Genomic DNA, 19,483 nt, shown 5'->3' with positions numbered 1-19,483 from the left:
GCAGCCTCTTCGGCGTCAGACGGCCTTCGCGAGGCATTCCTCGATGTAGATCTCGCGCAAGCGCCGCGTGACGGCGCCCGGGCGACCGTCGCCGAGCGCGGTGCCGTCGATCTCGACGACCGGCGTGACGAAGGCCGATGCCGAGGTGATGAAGGCTTCAGCGGCGACCTTCGCTTCCGCCAGCAGGAAAGGCCGTTCCTCGACGCCGAGACCGGTCTCTGCGGCAAGGCGCAGAACCGCCGAACGCGTGATGCCGTGCAGGATGGCGTGGTTGAGGGGCCTCGTGACGATCGTCCCGGCGCTCGTCACGATATAGGCGTTGTTGGACGAGCCTTCGGTGACGTGACCGTCCTCGTCGACCATCCAGGCATCGTCGGCGCCTTGCGCCTTGGCCGCCATCTTGGCCATCGAGGGATAGAGGAGTTGCACCGTCTTGATATCGCGCCGCGCCCAGCGAAGATCGGGCACGCTCGCGACCTTGATGCCGCGCTTCACGCTCTCGCGTTCGAGGACGGCGAGGCTCTGCGTGAAGAGGACGAGCGTCGGTGCGGTGCCCTTGGCGGGATAGGCGAAATCGCGGTCGGCGACGCCGCGCGTCACCTGGAGATAGACGAGGCCCTCCTCGAGGCCGTTTCGCGAAACGAGGTCGCGATGGACGGCGAGCAACGCCTCCGTCCCCATCGGGCTCGTCATGTCCAGCGCGCGAAGCGATCGCTCCAGGCGCGCCGCGTGGCCCGCGAAGTCGATCAGCCTTCCGCCGACGACCGTCGTCACCTCGTAGACGCCGTCGGCCATGAGGAAGCCGCGATCGAAGACCGAGACCTTCGCGTCGGCCTCCGGCACGAAGTCGCCATTGACGTAGACGATGCGGCTCATGACGCTCTCCCTCGAGATCCCGATGGTCGGATCGCTAGCCGATCGCGTTGCGGGAAGCGAGAGGCGACGCCGATCCCGCTTGCTCGGCCTTCCGGCATTGCGCTACGTACCTCAGGCTGCGGCGAGGGGGCTCGCGGCCTCGTCAGGGAGAACGGACATGCCGAACACGCTGGGTCTCGACCTCGGGACATCGTCCCTGAAAGCGCTGATCATCGGAGAGGACCAGACGCCGATCGCGACCGTCAGCGTGCCCCTGAGCGTGGAGCGGCCGCATTTCGGATGGTCGGAACAGGATCCCGACAGCTGGATCGCCGCCTGCCGCAGCGCGCTCGAACAGTTGAAGGCCAGCCACGGCGCGGCGCTGGCCGCCGTCCGGGGGATCGGTCTGTCCGGCCATATGCATGGCGCCACCTTGATCGGCGCGGACGAGCGGCCGCTTCGGCCCTGCATCCTCTGGAACGACACGCGCAGCCACGAAGAGGCGGCCGAGCTCGACGATGAGGAGGCGCGCGCCATCACCGGCAACATCGTCTTCCCCGGCTTCACCGCGCCGAAGCTGCTCTGGGTCGCGCGCAACGAGCCGGCGATCTTCGAGCGTGTCCGCCGCGTACTCCTCCCGAAGGATTATCTTCGTCTCTGGCTGACCGGAGAGGCGGTTTCGGACATGTCCGATTCGGCCGGCACGTCCTGGCTGGACACCGGTGCACGGGACTGGTCCGACACGATGCTGGCGCGCACGAAGCTGACGCGCGAACACATGCCCCGCCTCGTCGAGGGTACCGAAGCCGGTGGCGTTCTGCGCGCGGAACTCGCGGACATGTTCGGCCTTCCCGCCGGCGTGGTGGTGGCCGGTGGCGGCGGCGACAACGCGGCGTCGGCCTGCGGCGTCGGCGTCGCCGCGCCCGGCACGGGATTTCTCTCGCTCGGCACGTCCGGCGTCCTCTTCACGGCGGCCGAAAGCTACGCGCCGCGCCCGGAGACGGCGCTCCACACCTTCTGCCACGCCATTCCCGGCAACTGGCACCAGATGGGCGTGACCCTGTCGGCGGCCGGTTCGCTCGAATGGCTGTCCTCCGTCGTCGGAGAGACGCCGGCCGCGCTGGCCGGCTCGGTCGGCGAGACGACAGGCGGGCCGGGGCGGCTGCTCTTCCTGCCGTATCTTTCCGGCGAGCGCACGCCGCACAACGATGCCGCCATGCGTGGCGCCTTCGTCGGCCTCGAAGCCAGCAGCGACCGGACGGCGATGGTGCGCGCCGTGATGGAGGGCGTTGCCTTCTCGATGCGCGACTGCCTGGAAGCGGGCGTCGGGCGCGGGGGAATTTCGAGGCTCATCGCGGTCGGCGCCGGCTCGCGGTCCCCGGCCTGGCTGCAGAGGATGGCGACCGTTCTCGGCGCCGAGATCGTGCTGCCGGCCGCCGGTGATTTCGGCGCGGCGCTCGGCGCGGCGCGTCTCGGTCTCTGCGCCGCCACCGGCGCCGATCCGGTCGAGGTCATGGGCGAGCCGCCGGCCGCCCGCGCGTTCCAGCCCGAGAACGAGCATGCCGAGGCTTTCGAGGCGGCATATCGGCGTTATCGCGCGCTCTACCCCGCCATTCGATCCGCGCTCGCCTGATCGGATCCGGCGACACATTTCGCGATGGCCGTCGGCAGAAAAGCCATGTAGCAGAACGATCGGCGAAGGGTGCCGAGGATGGCTTGCGGCTGATGCTTGCGGGCGTCGTCGGAGGCATCCGGCGGAACGGTGCCGATGCCCGTCCGAAGCCACGGCGCGGACGGTGTGCGGTCGCGTCTGGACGTGGCGAAAGGACGAACGCTGGCGATGACCATTTCCGATCGTTTCTTCGACCGGTTCATCGTTCTGGGAATCGTGCTGGGCTTTCTCGGGGTCGGCCTCGGCGGCGGCGCGGCCGTCTGGGGGGTGGTGCGCTCCTTCGAGATCGGCGATCTCGTCGCGCACACGCTCGAGGTGGAACTGTCGCTGGCCGAATTCCGGGGCCTGACCGAACGGATCGAGACCGCCCGCCGGGGTTTCCTGCTCCAGCCGGACGAGCGCTTCGTCCAGGGCGCGAAGCAGACGGCCGAAGCCGCGACCCGGACGGTCGACCACATCGCCCGGCTCACGAGCGACAACCCCGCGCAGGCGCCCCATATCGTCGAACTGCGCCGCCTCAGCGGCCTGCAGATCGCCAATGTCGAGCGATCGATCGCTCTGCGCCGACAGGACGATGCCGAAGCGGCGCGATTGCATTTCGTCGAAAGCGGGAGCGCCGACGTCGTGCGCGACATTCGCGACGCGGCGCGGCGCATGACCCTGGAAGAGCAACGGCTTCTCGCCGAACGGCGCGAACACCAGGAGGCGAGCGTCCGGACGGCCTATGTCATCCTCGCCGCCTGCGGCGTGCTCGTGGTCTGTCTCGCCGCCGGCACGGTCTGGGCGATCCGACGCAACCTGCGCGACCTCAAGCGTTCCCGCGACACGCTTCGCGGCCTCAACGAGAATCTCGAAGGCGCCGTCGCCGCCCGCACGGCCGATCTCCAGCGCGCCAACGACGAGATCCAGCGCTTCGCCTATATCGTGAGCCATGACCTGCGCTCGCCGCTCGTCAACGTCATGGGCTTCACCTCCGAACTCGACGCGGCGACGAAACCGCTAGCCGACATGCTCGACCGCGTCGAGGCCGAGGCGCCGGCGCTCGTCTCGCCGGACGCCCGGCTTGCCGTCCGCGAGGACCTCCCGGAGGCGATCGGCTTCATCCGGTCCTCGACGCAGAAGATGGACCGGCTGATCAACGCGATCCTTCGCCTGTCGCGCGAGGGGCGCCGCATCATCACGCCGGAGCCGCTCGACGTCGGCGAGATGGTCGACGGAATCGTCGACAGCCTGCGCCACCGGCTCGACGAGATCGGCGCGGAGGTCGAGGTGGTGCGTCCCTTGCCGGCCCTCGTCAGCGATCGGGTCGCCGTCGAGCAGATCTTCTCCAACCTCGTGGAGAATGCGGTGAAGTACCTGAAACCCGGCCGGCCGGGCCGCATCGTCGTGCGCGGGCGCAAGCAAGGCGGGCGCCTCCTCTACGAGATCGTGGACAACGGACGCGGAATCGATCCGAAGGACCACGAGCGCATCTTCGATCTCTTCCGTCGATCGGGCACGCAGGACCAGCCGGGCGAGGGGATCGGGCTGGCTCACGTGCGCGCGCTGGCTTACAGGCTGGGGGGTATGGTCAGCTGCGAGTCGCAGCTGGATCAAGGGGCGACGTTCGGCATTCTCATGCCGCCGCGATACCTTGCGAACAAGGAGCAGAGCCGATGAGCGCGCATCAGACCGTGAACATCGTCATGATCGAGGACGACGAGGGTCATGCCCGCCTGATCGAGAAGAACATTCGGCGCGCGGGCGTCACGAACGCCATCCGCCATTTCACCGATGGCACCTCGGCGATGGACTATCTGTTCAACGCGCCGGAAGGGCCCGCCAAGAATGGTCCGGCGCTGGTGCTCCTCGATCTCAACCTTCCCGACATGAGCGGCACCGATATTCTCGCGCGCATGAAGAGCGAGGGTCCGCTGAAGCGCACGCCCGTCGTGGTTCTCACAACGACCGACGACAAGGTCGAGATCCAGCGCTGCTACGATCTCGGGGCCAACGTCTACATCACCAAGCCGGTCAACTACGAGAGCTTCGCCCAGGCGATCCGGCAGCTCGGCCTGTTCCTCAGCGTGATCCAGGTGCCGGACGTCGAGGACGAAGCCGGATGACACCGGCGCCGCGCGTTCTCTACATCGACGACGACGAGGGTCTGTGCCGACTGACGTCGCGCGCGCTCGCGCGACGTGGATTCGAGGTCGTGACGGCGGCTTCGGGCGGCGAGGGCGTCTCCGCTGCGGTTCGCGGACGGTTCGATGTGGTCGCGGTCGACCATTATATGCCCGGCCAGGACGGGCTGGAGACGCTGACGCATCTTCTGCAACGCGTCGACGCGCCGCCGGTCGTCTACGTGACCGGTTCGGAGGAGAGCCGCATCGCCATCGCGGCGATGAAGGCCGGCGCCAGCGACTACGTCGTGAAATCGATCGGCGACGACTTCTTCGATCTTCTCGCCGGCAGTCTGCACCAGGCGCTCGAGCGCCGCCAACTCCGCCGCGACAAGGAGGACGCCGAGCGCGCCCTGCGCGAATCGAACGGTCGGCTGCAGGCTTTGCTGAAAGAGGTGAATCACCGCGTCGCCAACAGTCTGCAGCTAGTTTCGAGCTTCGTGCAGCTGCAGGCCGGAACGGTCTCCGACGAGAGCGCGCGCGTCGCGCTGCGCGACACGCAGCGGCGCATCCTCGCCATCGCCCAGGTCCATCGTCGTCTCTACACGTCGGACGATGTCGACCTCGTCGACATGACCGATTATCTCGCCGCGCTGATCGCCGAACTGGAGGAGACCTGGTCGACGCCGGTCGCTCCCCGCTCCCTGCGCCTCGAGTCCGATCCGATCCGGCTCGACACCGACCGCGCGGTGTCGCTCGGCGTCATCGTCAACGAGCTCGTCAGCAACGCCTGCAAATACGCCTATGCGCCGAGCGAAGCCGGCGAGATCCGCATCTCGTTGCGGCGAGAGGATGCCGACCGTTTCCGCCTCGTGGTGGAGGACGACGGCTGCGGATTCGTGTCGGCAGCGCCGGCGAGGGGAACCGGGCTCGGCCGCCGCCTCATGGGCGCGATGGCGCACAGCCTGAAGACCGAAATCGTCTACGAGCCGCTCGCCATCGGAACACGCGCGACGCTGTCGGCGGCGGTTTAGTTTATCGGCCGAAGCCGGCGGGGCGGTTCATCGAATCGTGCCGCGTCTCAGAGACGTCCGGCCGCCGCCATGTCCTCCAATCGACGTTCGCTGCCCGGGCCGGGCCTCCAGCCGGTGCACCGGACGAGATGGCCGGTGTCCAGCGCGAAATCGGCCATCGGGCCCCGGTCGGCCAGAGCCTTCGACAGGGGGGATCGGAGGCCGGCCGGCAGCGTGAAGACGCCCTCCCGCCGTCGCCAGCCGCGCCGCAGGGCCCGCACGATCTCGGCTGGCGTGACGGGGCCGTCATCGGCGACGAGAAACGTCTGGCCGTCCGCGCCGTCCGATCGCAGGCAGAGGCCGATGACCTCGACGAGCGTATCGATCGAGACCAGGCTTCGCCGTCCCCCCAGACCCGCGATCGGCAGCGGGACGGGCAGCCGGGCGAGCCTCGCCAGCGAGGCGACGTTGCCGCGGCCGCCTTGCCCGAACACGGGCGCCGGCCGGAGAATGCAGCCCTGCATGCCGGTGCCTTCGAGCGTCCGGCGAAAGGCGCGTTCGGCTTCGGCCTTCGAGCGGGCATAGGCACTGCCGGGATGGAGGTCGTCCGCCTCACGGACCGTCGATGGGCCGGCGCCATGGACGTTCGCCGTCGAGACGAAGATCATGCGGCGCACGCCCTCGCTGACGGCCTTGCGCGCGAGCGCCGCGGTCCCATCCACGTTCGCCCGTCGCATCGCGTCTCCGTCCACGGGACCGCCGCGGCCGGGATTGACGGCGGCGAGATGGACGACCGCGTCGATCCCGGTCGGCCAAGGCGGTCCCGCCGCGATGTCGGCGAGATCGGCCGGCCCGACGACGGTCGTGGCGTCCGACCCTTCGCCACCGCCGCGCGACAGGACCATCACGGATTTGTCTTCGCCGCGCAAACTCGCTACGAGATGCCGCCCGACGAACCCGCTGGCGCCCGTGACCAAGATCCGCATGCTGTCGTCCTCATCTGCGCGCCGCGATCGGCGCTTCCCGCGCATAGCACGTTCGAGATGAAGCGCATCTTCGACCTCGTGGCGAGCTTGGCCGGGCTGGTTCTCCTCGGCTGGCTGATCGTCCTTATCGCGATCGCGGTGCGGCGCAATTCGCCGGGGCCGGGCATTCTCGCGCAGCAGCGCGTCGGCCGGGAGGGGCGCGTCTTCGTCTGCTACAAGCTGCGCACCATGTTTGTGGGGACGGCCGTCGTCGGAACGCACGAGCATTCCGGCGCCGCGCACATCACCGGTCTCGGACGATTTCTGCGACGCTCCAAGCTCGACGAGCTTCCGCAATTGTGGAACGTGCTGAAGGGCGAGATGAGCCTTGTGGGACCGCGTCCCTGCCTGCCCGTGCAGACCGCGCTGGTCGAGGCGCGGCGTCGGCGTGGCGTGCTGGCCGTCCGGCCGGGCATCACGGGCAAGGCGCAGGTGATGGGCGTCGACATGACCGAGCCCGAGCGGCTCGCCGAGATCGACGCCGCCTATGTCGCAGAACGCAGCTTCTTCGGCGATCTCGCGCTCATTCTGCGGACCGTCGCCCGGACGTGAGCGGGGTGGAGCTTCCAGGGGCATGACCGCATCCGAGGGATGCAGGGCAAGCATTGAATGCTATGGTCCGCCCGCTGCGAACGGCGGTCCGCCGCAGCTGACGACGAATGACGAAGGCTGAAACATGGTTCGAGATCGCCTCCGTGCCCTCATCTCCCGAACGGCCGTCTGGGTCCATGACAGCCTCATGGGTTCCGCGGCCTTCCTGCTGGCCGTGCTCCTGCGGCTCGACACCGATCTCTTCGCCTTGAATGCGGACGTCTATCTGTCCGCCGCCGCCATTTTCGGCCTGCTCGTCGGGGTCGTCGGCTATTTCATCGGCACCAACAAGGGTGTCTGGCGCTACGCCTCGCTGCCGGACTTCGTCTACATCTGCAAGACGGCGACCATCGCGGCCTGTCTCTTCGTCGTCGCGAACTTCCTGATCACGCGTCTCGATCTTATCCCCCGCTCGGTGCCGGTGATCGCATGGTCGTTCCTCGTCTTTCTTCTCGCCGGCCCTCGCGCCGCCTACCGCACCTATCGCAACCACCGCGACCGCCGCCGCCGGCCGGGGGACACGCATGCGGCCCGGCGGGTGATCCTCGTCGGCGCGACGGACAATGCGGAGGCCTTCATCAAGGCCGTCGCGGAGCGCGACCGACGCAATTTCGACGTTCTCGCGATCATCGACGAGCGCGGACGGCGCTCCGGCCGCTTCATCCGCGGCGTGCCCGTCGTCGGCACGCTCGATCGGCTGGCCGAGACGGTGAAACGCTACGAGGCGCTCGGCAAGCGCCCGGAGGCGCTGATCCTGACGCGCACGCGGGACGATTACGCGCGTCACGCCCTGCTCGGCGAGCTGGTGGAACTGGCGGCCGAGCAGGGGCTGGAACTGCTCTCGCTGCCCGACATGTTCGACTTTCGCGACATCACCACCGTCTCGGATCTCCAGCCGATCGAGCTTGAGGATCTTCTCGAGCGCAAGGAGCGAAAGCTCGATACGGACGACGTCGCCCATCTCATCGGCGGGCACACCGTGCTCATCACCGGGGCGGGCGGCTCGATCGGTTCGGAGCTGACGCGGCAGATCGCGCAGCTCGGCCCCGCCCGGATGGTGCTCGTCGATGCCAGCGAGTTCCTGCTCTACACGATCGAGAGCGACCTGCGTCGCGCCCATCCCGAGCTCGACCTCCATGCCGCGCTTTGCAACGTGCGGGAGAAGGCCAGCGTCTCGCGCATCATGCAGACGCATCGACCCTCCGTCGTCTTCCATGCGGCCGCGTTGAAGCATGTGCCGATCGTGGAGGCTCAGCCGCTGGAAGGGCTGTTCACGAACACGATCGGCACACGGAACGTCGCCGAGGCGGCTGTCGCCGCCAAGGTCGAGCTGATGGTCATGGTTTCGACCGACAAGGCGGTCAACCCGACCAACGTCATGGGCGCGAGCAAGCGGCTGGCCGAAATGTGCTGCCAGACGATGGATCTCAGCCACGAGACCGGCGGCACCCATTTCGTCACCGTGCGCTTCGGCAACGTGCTGGGTTCGGCGGGCTCGGTCATTCCGCTGTTCGAGAAGCAGTTGAAGGCCGGCGGGCCGCTCACCGTCACCCATCCCGACGTCGAGCGCTACTTCATGACGATCCCGGAGGCCTGCCTCCTGATCCTCCATTCGGCCGCGCACAGTCTCAGCGACGGCTGGGGTCGAGGCCAGATCTTCGTGCTCGACATGGGCAAGCCGGTGAAGATCATCGATCTCGCCCGCAACGTCATCAAGCTGTCGGGCCTCAAACCCGAAATTGACATCCAGATCGTCTTCACGGGGCTTCGGCCCGGCGAAAAGCTCTACGAGGAGCTGTTCGACACACAGGAGCGCCTCGCCCCGACGCGTGTCGACGGCATCTTCTCGGCCTTTCCCCGAACGATCGAATGGGCTGTGCTCCAGCGCATCATCGACGAGATGAAGCGGCTGATCGAACTTGGCGATGCTCCCAGGGCGCTGCGGCTCCTGAAGTCGACGATCCCCGATTTCGTGCCGAGCCGCGAGATCCAGGCGCTGATCGACTGCGATTCCGGCCATTCCGCCGAGTTGAAGACCGTCGTCGAATTCGACAAGATTCCGGGTCCCTAAGACGCTGCTGGCCGCGATCGCAGGCGATCCTGCGCTTGCCGACGACGGGCGAAGCGTCGGCTGTCACTTGTCCACGAAGAGCCCGAGGCGCAAACGTCGACCGGAGCATCGCGACCCTATCGACGACGCCGTCCGGACGGAGGGAAGCCGGTTCGACCGTCGAGGCAGTCGGGCGAGCCATCGCGGCGCGACATTCAGCGGCGAAAGCTGCAGGATCGGGGCCGATCGCACGAGAAGCGGCTGCGGCTCACATCGTGTGCGATGCGTCAGGGTCGTCTCTCGAACGAAATCGCCCGCTCCGGATGGTCCGGAGCGGGCGAGACGTTAGGCGAATGGTCGATCCGCTGAAAGCGGATCAATCCATCTGGGCGTAGGTGATCTTGCCGTCGGCGTTCGGCTTCCAGACATACATCGTGTAGTCGGCATCCTTACGGTCGCCCTTGGCGTCGTAGGCGAGCGATCCGATGACGGTGGTGATCGGCTCACCCTCGTGGAGCTTGGCGGCAACGGCCTGGGCATCCGTGGAGCCGGCGCGCTTGATGCCTTCCGCGATGACCTGGACGGCCGCGTAGGAATAGAGCGTGTAGGCTTCCGGCTCGAAACCGGCGGCGCGGAACTTCGCGACGGCGTCGGCCGAAGCGGGGTTCTTGCGCGGATCCGGGCCGAACGTCATCAGCGTGCCTTCGACGGCCGGGCCGCCGATCGAGGCGAACTCGTCCGAGGTGATGCCGTCGCCGGACATGACGACGGGCTTGAAGCCGGCGTCGGCCGACTGACGGATGATCAGGCCGCCTTCAGTGTGAAGACCGCCCCAGTAGACGACCTCGACTCCGGCCGCCTTCATCTTGGAGATCAGCGACGAGAAGTCCTTGTCGCCGACGTTCACACCTTCGTACATGACTTCCGTCACGCCGGCCGCGTTCATCGCCTTCTTGGTCTCGTCCGCAAGGCCCTGGCCGTAGGTCGTCTTGTCGTGAATGACGGCGACCTTCTTGTCCTTCAGGTTGGAGGCGATGTAGCCGCCCGCGACGGCACCCTGCTGGTCGTCACGGCCGCAGGTGCGGAACGTGTTCCAGAGGCTGCGCTCGGTGAAGGTGGGGTTCGTCGAGGCCGGGGTGACCTGCAGGATGCCGTTCTCGGCGAACACCTCGGAGGAGGGGATCGAGACGGAGGAGTTGAAGTTGCCGACCACGAAGGTGACGCCGTCGCCGACGAACTTGTTGGCCACCGAGACGCCCTGCTTGGGATCGGAGACGTCGTCGCCGAGCGTCAGGACGATCTGCTCGCCGTTGATGCCGCCGGCGGCGTTGATGTCGGCGACGGCCTGCTCGGCACCCTTCTGGAGCTGAGCGCCGAAAGCCGCGTTCGGGCCGGTCAGCGGGCCGGCGACGCCGAGCTTGATCTCGGCGAGGGCGGAGCCGGTGAGAAGAACGCTGGCGATCATTGCCGCGCTGGACAGAAGATACTTACGCATTCGGGACTCCGCTGATGTTGAAGGAGGAGGCTGGTTCCGCCGGACGGGAACCGGTTATCGGACGACGCTGCCGGAGGTGAGATTTCATCACTTTACCGGCCTTGTCACCCTGATTCTTTTGCTGAAACGTCATCCTATCGTTCGATGTCGTTTCAACGGACGTCGGCCTGGCGGCGATATCGCCGCCGGCTCCGTCACACGCCGGGCCCACGCGCCGAAGCGCAGCCGATCCGGCGCGATTCCTTAGGCGATCTCGCGCCAGGAGAGCGGCCCCGTCCGCTCGTTCAGCCAGTGATACTGGTTGACCATCTGCGTCGTCCGCGTATGCCGGAAGCCGATGAAGCCGATCACCAGAAGCACGATCGTATCGGTGAGATAGTAGTAGAAGGACGCCAGCGTTCCTCCCAGGACCGTCACATGCACGAAGCGCACGGCGAGTCCGAGAATCAGCAGGTAGAAGAAAAGGACGACCAGCGGTCGCCATGTCAGTGCGCAGCTGCGTCCCGTCATCCACGCCGCGCCGCCGCCGAGAACGACGGTGACGAGCAGAAACGGGATGATGGACGAGTCTTCGAAGAACAATCCCTGCATATCGGTCCTCAGTGATGCCCGCCTTCGAGATAGGCTGCCCTGACCTCGGGGTTTTCCAGGAGTTCGCGGCCCGTTCCGCTCATGGTGATGACGCCGTTCACCATGACGTAGCCGCGATGGGCGAGCTTCAGCGCATGATAGGCGTTCTGCTCCACGAGGAAGACGGTCAAGCCTTCTTCCTTGTTGAGCAGACGGATCGCATCGAAGATCTGCTTCACGATGAGCGGGGCGAGGCCGAGAGAGGGCTCGTCCAGCATGAGGAGCTTGGGGCGCGCCATCAGGGCGCGTGCGATCGCCAGCATCTGCTGCTCGCCGCCGGACAGCGTGCCGCCGCGCTGCCCGATCCGTTCTTTCAGCCGCGGGAAGAGCGTGAACATCTTCTCCACGTCCTCGGCGAAGAAGCGGTTGTTGTCGAGCGATGCGCCCATCTGCAGGTTTTCGAGAACGGTCATGCGCGGGAAGATGCGCCGACCCTCGGGAGACTGCGCGACGCGCAGCCGCGCGATCTCGTGCGGCGGCATGCGGGTTATGTCGGCGCCGTCGTAGACGATGGAGCCCTCGCGCGCCTGCGGGTTGCCGAAGATCGTCATCATCAGCGTCGATTTGCCGGCGCCGTTGGCGCCGATCAGGGTGACGATCTCGCCCGGCCGAACGTCGACATCGATGCCCTTCAGCGCGATGATCTTGCCGTAGAAGGTCTTGACGCCCCGGACCTGGAGCAGGGGCGCTGCGGCCACCGCGCTCATCGAACGGCCTCCCCGGTCAGGACGTCGAGCTGCTTCTCCACCTGTTCCACCTCTTCGTCGTCGACGCCGAGATAGGCGGCGATCACGCGCGGATCGTTCTTCACCTCGTTGGGCGTTCCGTCCGAGATCTTCGTGCCATATTCGAGCACGACGACATGGTCGGAAATCTCCATGACCACGGACATGTCGTGCTCGATCAGGAGGATCGAGGTTCCGTGCTCCTTGCGGATGCCGAGGAGGAGCGTGTTCAACTCGGCCGATTCGCGCGGGTTGAGGCCTGCGGCGGGCTCGTCGAGGCAGAGAAGCGCCGGCTCGGTGCACATGGCGCGGGCGATTTCCAGACGCCGCTGGGCACCGTAGGGGAGATCGGCCGCGGGGTCGTCGGCCCGGTCGATCAGGCGCGTCTGCTCCAGCCAGTAGCTCGCCCGCTCCACCGCCTCGCGCTCGGCCCGGCGATAGCCCTTGAACCCGAGAATGCCGAGAACGGTCATGCCCGAAGCGCGCATGAGGGGCGTGTGCTGGGCGACGAGAAGGTTCTCGAGAACCGTCATGCCGCCGAAGAGCCGGATGTTCTGGAAGGTGCGGGCGACCTTGGCGACCCGCGCGATCTTGAAGTCGGGCATCCGCTCCAGGAGATGCTTCGTGCCATCCTTGTGATGGAGCGCGAACATGCCGGACGTCGGCTTGTAGAAGCCGGTGATGCAGTTGAAGACCGTGGTCTTTCCCGCTCCGTTCGGTCCGATCAGGGCGGTCACCTCGCCGCGGCCGGCGACGAAGGAAAGGTCCTTCACCGCGGTCAGCCCGCCGAAGCGCATGGTCACGTGTTCGACCTTGAGGACGGGGTCCTTGTCCCAGGCGTTGCTCATCAGCCGTGACCTTCCGTCACGAGATCGGACGAGATCGCCTTGCGTTCCTTGAGGAAGGCGGTCGGCTGGCGGGCGGAGACGAAGCCGCGCGGACGCCAGAGCATGATGGCGACCATGACGAGGCCGAAGATGAGCATGCGATAGTGATCCGGGTTGAAGTCGTTGCCGAAGACGGCCTTGAGGAAGGAAAGCTCGCGCAGCATCTCGGAGCCGCCGATCATCACGACCGCCGCGACCGCGACGCCGACCATCGAACCCATGCCGCCGAGGACGACGATGGCGACGATGACCACCGATTCCAGGAAGACGAAGGATTCCGGCGAGACGAAGCCCTGGCGGGCCGCGAAGAAGGAGCCGGCGAAGCCGGCGAACATCGCGCCGATCGCAAACGCGGTCAGCTTCGTCGTCGTGGTGTTGATGCCGAGGGAGCGGCAAGCGACCTCGTCTTCGCGGAGCGCTTCCCAGGCCCGGCCGATCGGTAGACGACGCAGCCGGACGGTGACGAAGGCGGTGAGGAGGGCGAGGGCGAGGATCAGGTAATAGAGGAAGATCTTGTAATAGGCCGAGGACATCGGAAGTTCGAAGACCTTGGCGAAGTTGTTCGCGGCGCCGACGTCGAACGAGTAGAGGCCGAAGAACGTCACCTTCGGGATGGAGGAGATGCCCGCCGCGCCGCCCGTGAACTCGCGCCAGTTGATGAGGACGAGGCGGATGATCTCGCCGAAGGCGAGGGTCACGATGGCGAGGTAGTCGCCGCGCAGTCGCAGGACCGGGAAGCCGAGCATGATGCCGAAGCTCGCGGCCAGGATGCCGGCGACGGGCAGCAGCACCCAGAAGGACAGATCGAAGTTGATCGCCAGCAGTGCGTAGCTATAGGCGCCGACCGCGTAGAAGGCGACGTAGCCGAGATCGAGAAGTCCGGCGAGGCCGACCACGATGTTGAGACCCCAGCCCAGCATCACGTAGATCAGGATCTGGACGCCGAGATTGTCGACCCATTTGATCGAGCCCTGCACGCCGGTCAGGAGCACGACGATGACGGGGTAGAGGAGGAGAAGCAGAATGCCGGTCCGGAACATCCGCTGGTGGCGGATGCGCCGCGCCTCGGCATCGACTTGAACGGCGGCCGCCGGCTTGCCGCGTTCCTTGCGCGCCGCCAGCGCCGGGAAGACGAAGGCGGAGAGAACGAAACGACCGATCGCGACCATCGCGACCATGATCAGGGCCGCGCCGAAATTGTTCTCGACGATCAGCTCGTTCGACATGTTCTGGTTGGTGCGCAGACCGACCAGGGGGCCGAAGATGGCGAGTGCGACGATCCCCGCGATGGCCGCATCCTTGAGGGCGCTGCCGAAATCGGGACCGGAGGCCGTCGCCGCCCGTGAAGTCACCTGTGCCGTCATCCTCAGACCTTCTCGATTTCCGGGCGACCCAGGATGCCTTGCGGCATGAAGATCAGAACCACGATGAGGATCGAGAAGGCGGCGACGTTCTGGTAGTCGGCGGAGACGTATTGCGACCAGAAGGTCTCGATGAGGCCGATCAGCAGCCCGCCGATCACGGCGCCCGGCAGCGAGCCGATGCCGCCGAGCACCGCCGCCGTGAAGGCCTTCACGCCCGGCGTGAAGCCGTCCGCGAAGTTGATGACGCCGTAATACATGAGGAAGAGCGTTCCGGCGACGGCGGCGAGCGCGGCGCCCATCACGAAGGTCAGGGAGATCGTGAAGTCGACATTGATGCCGAGAAGGCCCGCCATCTTGCGGTCCTGCTCGCAGGCGCGCTGCGCCCGGCCGAGCGAGGTCTTCTGCACGATGTACCAGAAGACGGTCAGCAGCACGGCGGTCACCAGCCAGATCACGATCTGCTTCAGCGAGATCGTCGCGCCGAACACCTCGTAGCTCTCGCGCAGCATCGGCGGCGTCGCCTTGTTGCGCGGACCCTGCGCGATCTGGACGAAATTGGAGAGGACGATGGACATGCCGATCGCCGAGATCAGAGGCGCGAGGCGGAACGATCCGCGCAGCGGCCTGTAGGCCACGCGCTCGATCGCCCAGCTGAGGATCGAGGTGAGGATCATCGACGCGACCATGACCAGGATCAGCGCCAGGGCCACCGAGGAGACCCCGAGCCACGTGGTCAGCACGAGGAACAGGATCAGCGCGAAGAAGGACGACACCATGAACACGTCGCCATGGGAGAAGTTCACCATGCCGATGATGCCGAAGACCATCGTATAGCCGATCGCAATCAATCCGTAGATCGAGCCCAGCGTTACGCCGTTGATCAGCTGTTGGAAAAAAGTATCCATGAAGCGCCCTTGCTTCGCCGCGCGCTCGGATCACGAAGCCGCGCGGTACCCCCAATGAGAAAATCCGGACGTGTCGAAGGCCCCCAGCAAACCGCATCCTCGCAGTTCGCCTCTTCCATCACCAATCCGTGGGTATGATCAGTTTCATAGCGGAGAAGCCGACGCAAGACGCCATTCCATCGATTGATGTCATCGATCAACAGAAATGATCTACGTCGACCCGCTTCGCCGGGGCGATCTTGCCAGGGCGTTCGCGTTCGAACATGAGACGGGCGTCGCCGCAGAGTCGTCGCAGAGGAGTCTGACGCCATGGCCCTGATCGCATGGGACGCCGTCCGCATCGGCGTGATCGGGCTCGGCTATGTCGGCCTTCCGCTCGCCGTGGCGCTGTCCGAGGCCTTCGACGTCGTCGCCTTCGACATCGATGCCGGGCGGGTCCGCGAACTGGAGGCGGGGCTCGATCGGACTGGAGAGGTGAGGGCGGAGCGTCTCGCCGCGACGCCACGCCTGCGGTTTTCCGCCGCGGAGACCGATCTCGAGGCGGTCAGCGTCTTCATCGTCGCCGTTCCGACGCCGATCAACGGCGCCTTGCAGCCGGATCTCACGGCGCTCGAGCGCGCTTCGGAAACGGTCGGCCGGGCGCTGCGGCCGGGCAGCCTCGTCGTCTACGAGTCGACCGTCTATCCCGGCATGACCGAGGATGTCTGCGTTCCGATCCTCGCGCGCGTCTCCGGACTCGTCTTCAACGTCGACTTCTTCGCGGGCTATTCGCCGGAGCGCATCAATCCCGGGGACCGCCAGCGCGGATTCGCCGACATCGTGAAGGTGACGTCGGGATCGACGCCGGAAGCGGCGGAGCTCGTGGATGCGATCTATCGGCGTGTCGTTTCCGCTGGCACGCACAAGGCGGCCTCGATCAAGGTCGCGGAAGCGGCCAAGGTCATCGAGAACATCCAGCGCGACGTCAACATCGCGCTCGTCAACGAACTGGCCCAGCTCTTCAAGCGCATGGGCCTCGAAACGCGCGACATTCTCGCCGCCGCCGGAACGAAGTGGAACTTCCATCCCTATGTGCCCGGACTCGTCGGCGGTCACTGCATCGGCGTGGATCCCTATTACCTCACGCACAAGGCCCAATCGATCGGCTTCCATCCCGAGATGATCCTGGCGGGACGGCGCATCAACGATCGCATGGCCGGCTGGGTGGCCCTCGACATCGTCAAGGCCATGTTGCGGCGAAAGATCGACGTGTCGGCCGCGCGGGTCCTCGTTCTCGGCATCACCTTCAAGGAGGATTGTCCGGACATCCGCAACACCAAGATCGCCGATCTCGTGGCGGAGCTGGCCGCGGTGGTCGGCGAGGTCGTGGTGCACGATCCCGAGGCCGACGCCGTCGCGGTGGAGGAGGCCTACGGGCTCCGACTTCGCACGGACATGCCGGACGGGCCCTTCGACGCCGTCGTTCTGGCCGTCGGGCACGAATCCTTCCGGCGTGCGGGCGCTTCCGGCCTTCGGTCCCGGCTGCGCGAGGACGGTCTTCTCTACGACATGAAGCAAGTGCTTGCGGTGGAGGACAGCGACGCCCGGATCTAATCTTCAAGTCGCGAACAAGCAGAATTTCGTCGGAATCGGGCAAGTTCGGTGTCGCAGAGAAGTCCTGGCGCGAGGTTAACCGTACCTTGACCCTCGACAGGCCCTATGCCTAGAAGCGGTCCGGCGGACCATGACAGAGGCCTTGGCAGAATGCGCAGCGAGTACTTCTTCACGAGCGAGAGCGTTTCGGAAGGCCATCCGGATAAGGTCTGCGATCGGATCTCCGACGAGATCGTGGATCTGCTGTTCCGAGAGGCCAAGAAGTCCGGCATGGACGCCTCGCAGGTCCGTGTCGCGGCCGAGGTGCTCGCCACCACGAATTACGTCTGCATCGCCGGTGAAGTGCGCACGTCGCTGGACGAGAAGTCCATGCGCTCCAAGGTGAAGTCGGCGGCGCGACGCGCGATCCGCGATATCGGATACGAGCAGGAGGGCTTCCACTGGAAGACCGCCAAGATCGACATCCGCCTTCATCCCCAGTCGGTCGACATCGCGGCCGGGGTCGACGAGAGCGGCAACAAGGATGTCGGCGCGGGCGACCAGGGCATCATGTTCGGCTATGCCTGCCGCGAGACGCCGGAATTGATGCCGGCTCCAATCTACTACGCGCACAAGATCCTCGAACTCGTCACGCGCTATCGCAAGGCGGGCGAGAAGGGCTGCGGCGTGCTCGGCCCCGATGCCAAGAGCCAGGTGACGGTTCGCTATGTCGAGGGCAAGCCGGTCGGCGTGACGCAGATCGTCCTTTCCACGCAGCATCTCGACGAAAGCCTGACCTCGGCGGATGTGCGCCAGATCGTCGAGCCGGTGATCCGCGAGGCGCTGGACGGCCTCGTGATCGAGGATGGATGCCAGTGGCACGTCAATCCGACCGGCAAGTTCATCATCGGCGGACCGGACGGCGACACGGGCCTCACCGGACGCAAGATCATCGTCGACACCTATGGCGGCGCCTCGGCGCATGGCGGGGGCGCGTTCTCGGGCAAGGACCCGACGAAGGTCGACCGCTCCGCCGCCTATGCCGCCCGCTATCTCGCCAAGAACGTCGTCGCAGCCGGTCTCGCCGACCGTTGCTCGATCCAGCTCTCCTATGCGATCGGCGTCGCCGAACCGCTTTCGGTCTATGTCGATCTCCACGATACCGGCAAGGTCGACGAGGCGACGCTCGAAGGGGCGCTGCGCGAGGTGATGAGCCTGACGCCGCGCGGCATCCGCGAGCATCTCGGCCTGTCCAAGCCGATCTACGCGCAGACCTCCGCCTACGGGCATTTCGGGCGCAAGCCCGGTCGCGACGGCTCGTTCTCCTGGGAGAAGACCGACCTCGTCGCCAAGTTGAAGGCGGCCGTTTCCGCCCGCCCCGCGAAAGCGGCCTGACCCTTCGATCCGAGTTCATCGAGGTCGCGGTTTCCCTATCGCTGGAACCGCGACCGCCACGCATCGGCTGTCGGTCGCGGACCCTTCGGCGGCGCAGCGGCCTTCCTGGCTTCTCCTCCCGAAAGATCCCGACATGACCGAGTACGACGTTCTGGCGATCGGCAATGCCATCGTGGACATCATCGCGCGGACCGACGACGCCTTCCTGGCGGAGGCCGGCATCCAGAAGGGCTCGATGACGCTGATCGACACCGCGCGGGCGACGGCGCTCTACGGCGCGATGGGGCCGGCCATCGAGATGTCCGGAGGCAGCGCCGCGAACACGGCCGCCGGCGTCCTCAGCCTCGGCGGCACCAGCGCCTATATCGGCAAGGTCTCGCACGATCAGCTCGGCACGATCTTCACGCACGACATCCAGGCCCTCGGCGTCGTCTACCGGACGGCGCCTCTCGCCGGCGATCCGCCGACCGCGCGTTCCATGATCCTCGTCACGCCCGACGGCGAGCGATCGATGAACACCTATCTCGGCGCCTGCGTCGAGCTATCCCCTTCCGATATCGACGAAGACCTCGTCGCGGCGGCGCGCGTCACCTATTTCGAGGGCTATCTCTGGGATCCGCCGCTCGCCAAGGACGCGATCCGGCTCGCCGCCGAGATCACCCATCGCGCCGGGCACGAAGTGGCCATGAGCCTCTCCGACAGCTTCTGCGTCCATCGCTATCGCGACGAGTTCCTCGAACTCCTGCGCTCGGGCACGGTCGACATCGTCTTCGCCAACGAGGCGGAGGCGCTGGCGCTCTACGAGACGGCGGATCTCGACCACGCCCTCTCTCGCATCGGCGCCGAAACCCGGCGATTTGCCGTGGTGACGCTCAGCGAGAAGGGCTGCATCGTCGTCGAGGGCGATCGCCGCATCGCGGTTCCGGCCGATCCGGTCTCCGCGGTCGTCGACACGACGGGCGCCGGCGACCTCTTCGCCGCCGGATTCCTGCGCGGCTACACGGCCGGTCGTTCGCATGAGGTCAGCGCGCGTCTCGGCGCGATCGCTGCCGGCCGGATCATCGAGCAGATCGGGCCCCGGTCCTTCTCGCGTTTGGACGAACTGGACGCCGTCCGGGCCGTGCTCAACGGCTGAGCGGCGCGTCTTGCCGGCGATGCGGTCCTCATCGTCGGCGAGAGGGGCGTTTCGACGGCCGAGCTCA

General features: G+C 66.5%; 16 protein-coding genes and 1 pseudogene. 9 read left to right on the top strand and 8 right to left on the bottom strand.

The genetic code is table 11. The features are described 5' to 3' along the window. Positions 1-15: 15 nt before the first annotated feature. Positions 16-876, bottom strand: a complete 861-nt coding sequence (locus ASG43_RS00625; protein ID WP_056499111.1) for a D-amino-acid transaminase — start codon at positions 874-876, stop codon at positions 16-18. Positions 877-1,033: 157 nt separating this feature from the next. Between ASG43_RS00625 and xylB the strand changes: the two genes are divergently transcribed. The 4 genes from xylB to ASG43_RS00600 all read left to right on the top strand — a co-directional run bounded on the left by xylB (position 1,034) and on the right by ASG43_RS00600 (position 5,663). Continuing rightward, complete coding sequence (xylB, locus tag ASG43_RS00620; protein WP_056499108.1) at positions 1,034-2,488, top strand: xylulokinase; 1,455 nt, start codon at positions 1,034-1,036, stop codon at positions 2,486-2,488. 207 nt (positions 2,489-2,695) lie between these two features. Then, a complete protein-coding gene (locus tag ASG43_RS00610) occupies positions 2,696-4,186 on the top strand; it encodes a sensor histidine kinase (RefSeq protein WP_056499102.1) in 1,491 nt (496 codons plus the stop codon). Continuing rightward, entirely contained in the window at positions 4,183-4,632 is a 450-nt protein-coding gene (locus ASG43_RS00605; RefSeq protein ID WP_056499099.1) for a response regulator, read from the top strand. Before ASG43_RS00610 ends, ASG43_RS00605 begins: the two co-directional genes overlap by 4 nt. Next, positions 4,629-5,663 carry a histidine kinase dimerization/phosphoacceptor domain -containing protein gene (locus ASG43_RS00600; RefSeq protein WP_056499096.1) on the top strand — a complete coding sequence of 345 codons (1,035 nt, stop codon included), beginning with the start codon at positions 4,629-4,631 and terminating at the stop codon, positions 5,661-5,663. Before ASG43_RS00605 ends, ASG43_RS00600 begins: the two co-directional genes overlap by 4 nt. A 47-nt stretch (positions 5,664-5,710) precedes the next feature. Here ASG43_RS00600 and ASG43_RS00595 read toward each other — a convergent pair whose 3' ends face one another. Next, on the bottom strand, positions 5,711-6,628 hold the full coding sequence (locus tag ASG43_RS00595; protein ID WP_162244654.1) for an NAD-dependent epimerase/dehydratase family protein: 918 nt from the start codon (positions 6,626-6,628) through the stop codon (positions 5,711-5,713). Between the two features lie 57 nt (positions 6,629-6,685). Here ASG43_RS00595 and ASG43_RS00590 point away from each other — a divergent pair, with 57 nt between their 5' ends. Continuing rightward, the gene (locus ASG43_RS00590; protein WP_056499090.1) at positions 6,686-7,219 is read left to right on the top strand and encodes a sugar transferase; all 534 of its coding nucleotides are present in this window, start codon (positions 6,686-6,688) and stop codon (positions 7,217-7,219) included. Positions 7,220-7,343: 124 nt separating this feature from the next. Beyond that, complete coding sequence (locus ASG43_RS00585; protein WP_056499089.1) at positions 7,344-9,329, top strand: nucleoside-diphosphate sugar epimerase/dehydratase; 1,986 nt, start codon at positions 7,344-7,346, stop codon at positions 9,327-9,329. A gap of 355 nt (positions 9,330-9,684) precedes the next feature. Here ASG43_RS00585 and ASG43_RS00580 read toward each other — a convergent pair whose 3' ends face one another. The 6 genes and pseudogenes from ASG43_RS00580 to ASG43_RS00555 form a co-directional block, all read right to left on the bottom strand. Next, the gene (locus ASG43_RS00580) at positions 9,685-10,803 is read right to left on the bottom strand and encodes a branched-chain amino acid ABC transporter substrate-binding protein (RefSeq protein ID WP_056499084.1); all 1,119 of its coding nucleotides are present in this window, start codon (positions 10,801-10,803) and stop codon (positions 9,685-9,687) included. A 243-nt stretch (positions 10,804-11,046) separates the two neighbouring features. Beyond that, positions 11,047-11,394: a DUF6867 family protein gene (locus tag ASG43_RS00575; RefSeq protein ID WP_056499083.1), complete on the bottom strand. Its 348-nt coding sequence runs from the start codon at positions 11,392-11,394 to the stop codon at positions 11,047-11,049. Between the two features lie 8 nt (positions 11,395-11,402). After that, complete coding sequence (locus tag ASG43_RS00570; RefSeq protein ID WP_056499080.1) at positions 11,403-12,140, bottom strand: ABC transporter ATP-binding protein; 738 nt, start codon at positions 12,138-12,140, stop codon at positions 11,403-11,405. 47 nt (positions 12,141-12,187) lie between these two features. After that, a pseudogene (locus tag ASG43_RS00565) lies at positions 12,188-13,006 on the bottom strand (ABC transporter ATP-binding protein); the annotation flags it as partial. Continuing rightward, complete coding sequence (livM, locus tag ASG43_RS00560; protein WP_056499072.1) at positions 13,006-14,409, bottom strand: high-affinity branched-chain amino acid ABC transporter permease LivM; 1,404 nt, start codon at positions 14,407-14,409, stop codon at positions 13,006-13,008. The pseudogene ASG43_RS00565 and the gene livM, both read right to left, overlap by 1 nt. 2 nt (positions 14,410-14,411) lie before the next feature. Then, the gene (locus ASG43_RS00555; RefSeq protein ID WP_056499069.1) at positions 14,412-15,314 is read right to left on the bottom strand and encodes a branched-chain amino acid ABC transporter permease; all 903 of its coding nucleotides are present in this window, start codon (positions 15,312-15,314) and stop codon (positions 14,412-14,414) included. A gap of 309 nt (positions 15,315-15,623) precedes the next feature. Here ASG43_RS00555 and ASG43_RS00550 point away from each other — a divergent pair, with 309 nt between their 5' ends. The 3 genes from ASG43_RS00550 to ASG43_RS00540 all read left to right on the top strand — a co-directional run bounded on the left by ASG43_RS00550 (position 15,624) and on the right by ASG43_RS00540 (position 19,416). Further along, positions 15,624-16,907, top strand: coding sequence for a nucleotide sugar dehydrogenase (locus tag ASG43_RS00550; protein WP_056499066.1), 1,284 nt, complete (start codon positions 15,624-15,626; stop codon positions 16,905-16,907). Between the two features lie 150 nt (positions 16,908-17,057). Further along, the gene (gene metK, locus ASG43_RS00545) at positions 17,058-18,281 is read left to right on the top strand and encodes a methionine adenosyltransferase (RefSeq protein ID WP_056499065.1); all 1,224 of its coding nucleotides are present in this window, start codon (positions 17,058-17,060) and stop codon (positions 18,279-18,281) included. A 133-nt stretch (positions 18,282-18,414) separates the two neighbouring features. Then, positions 18,415-19,416: an adenosine kinase gene (locus ASG43_RS00540; RefSeq protein WP_056499064.1), complete on the top strand. Its 1,002-nt coding sequence runs from the start codon at positions 18,415-18,417 to the stop codon at positions 19,414-19,416. Positions 19,417-19,483 lie beyond the last annotated feature (67 nt).

Source organism: Aureimonas sp. Leaf454 (assembly GCF_001424685.1).
Classification (GTDB): Bacteria; Pseudomonadota; Alphaproteobacteria; order Rhizobiales; family Rhizobiaceae; genus Plantimonas.
This window is presented reverse-complemented; position numbering and strand designations above follow the sequence as displayed.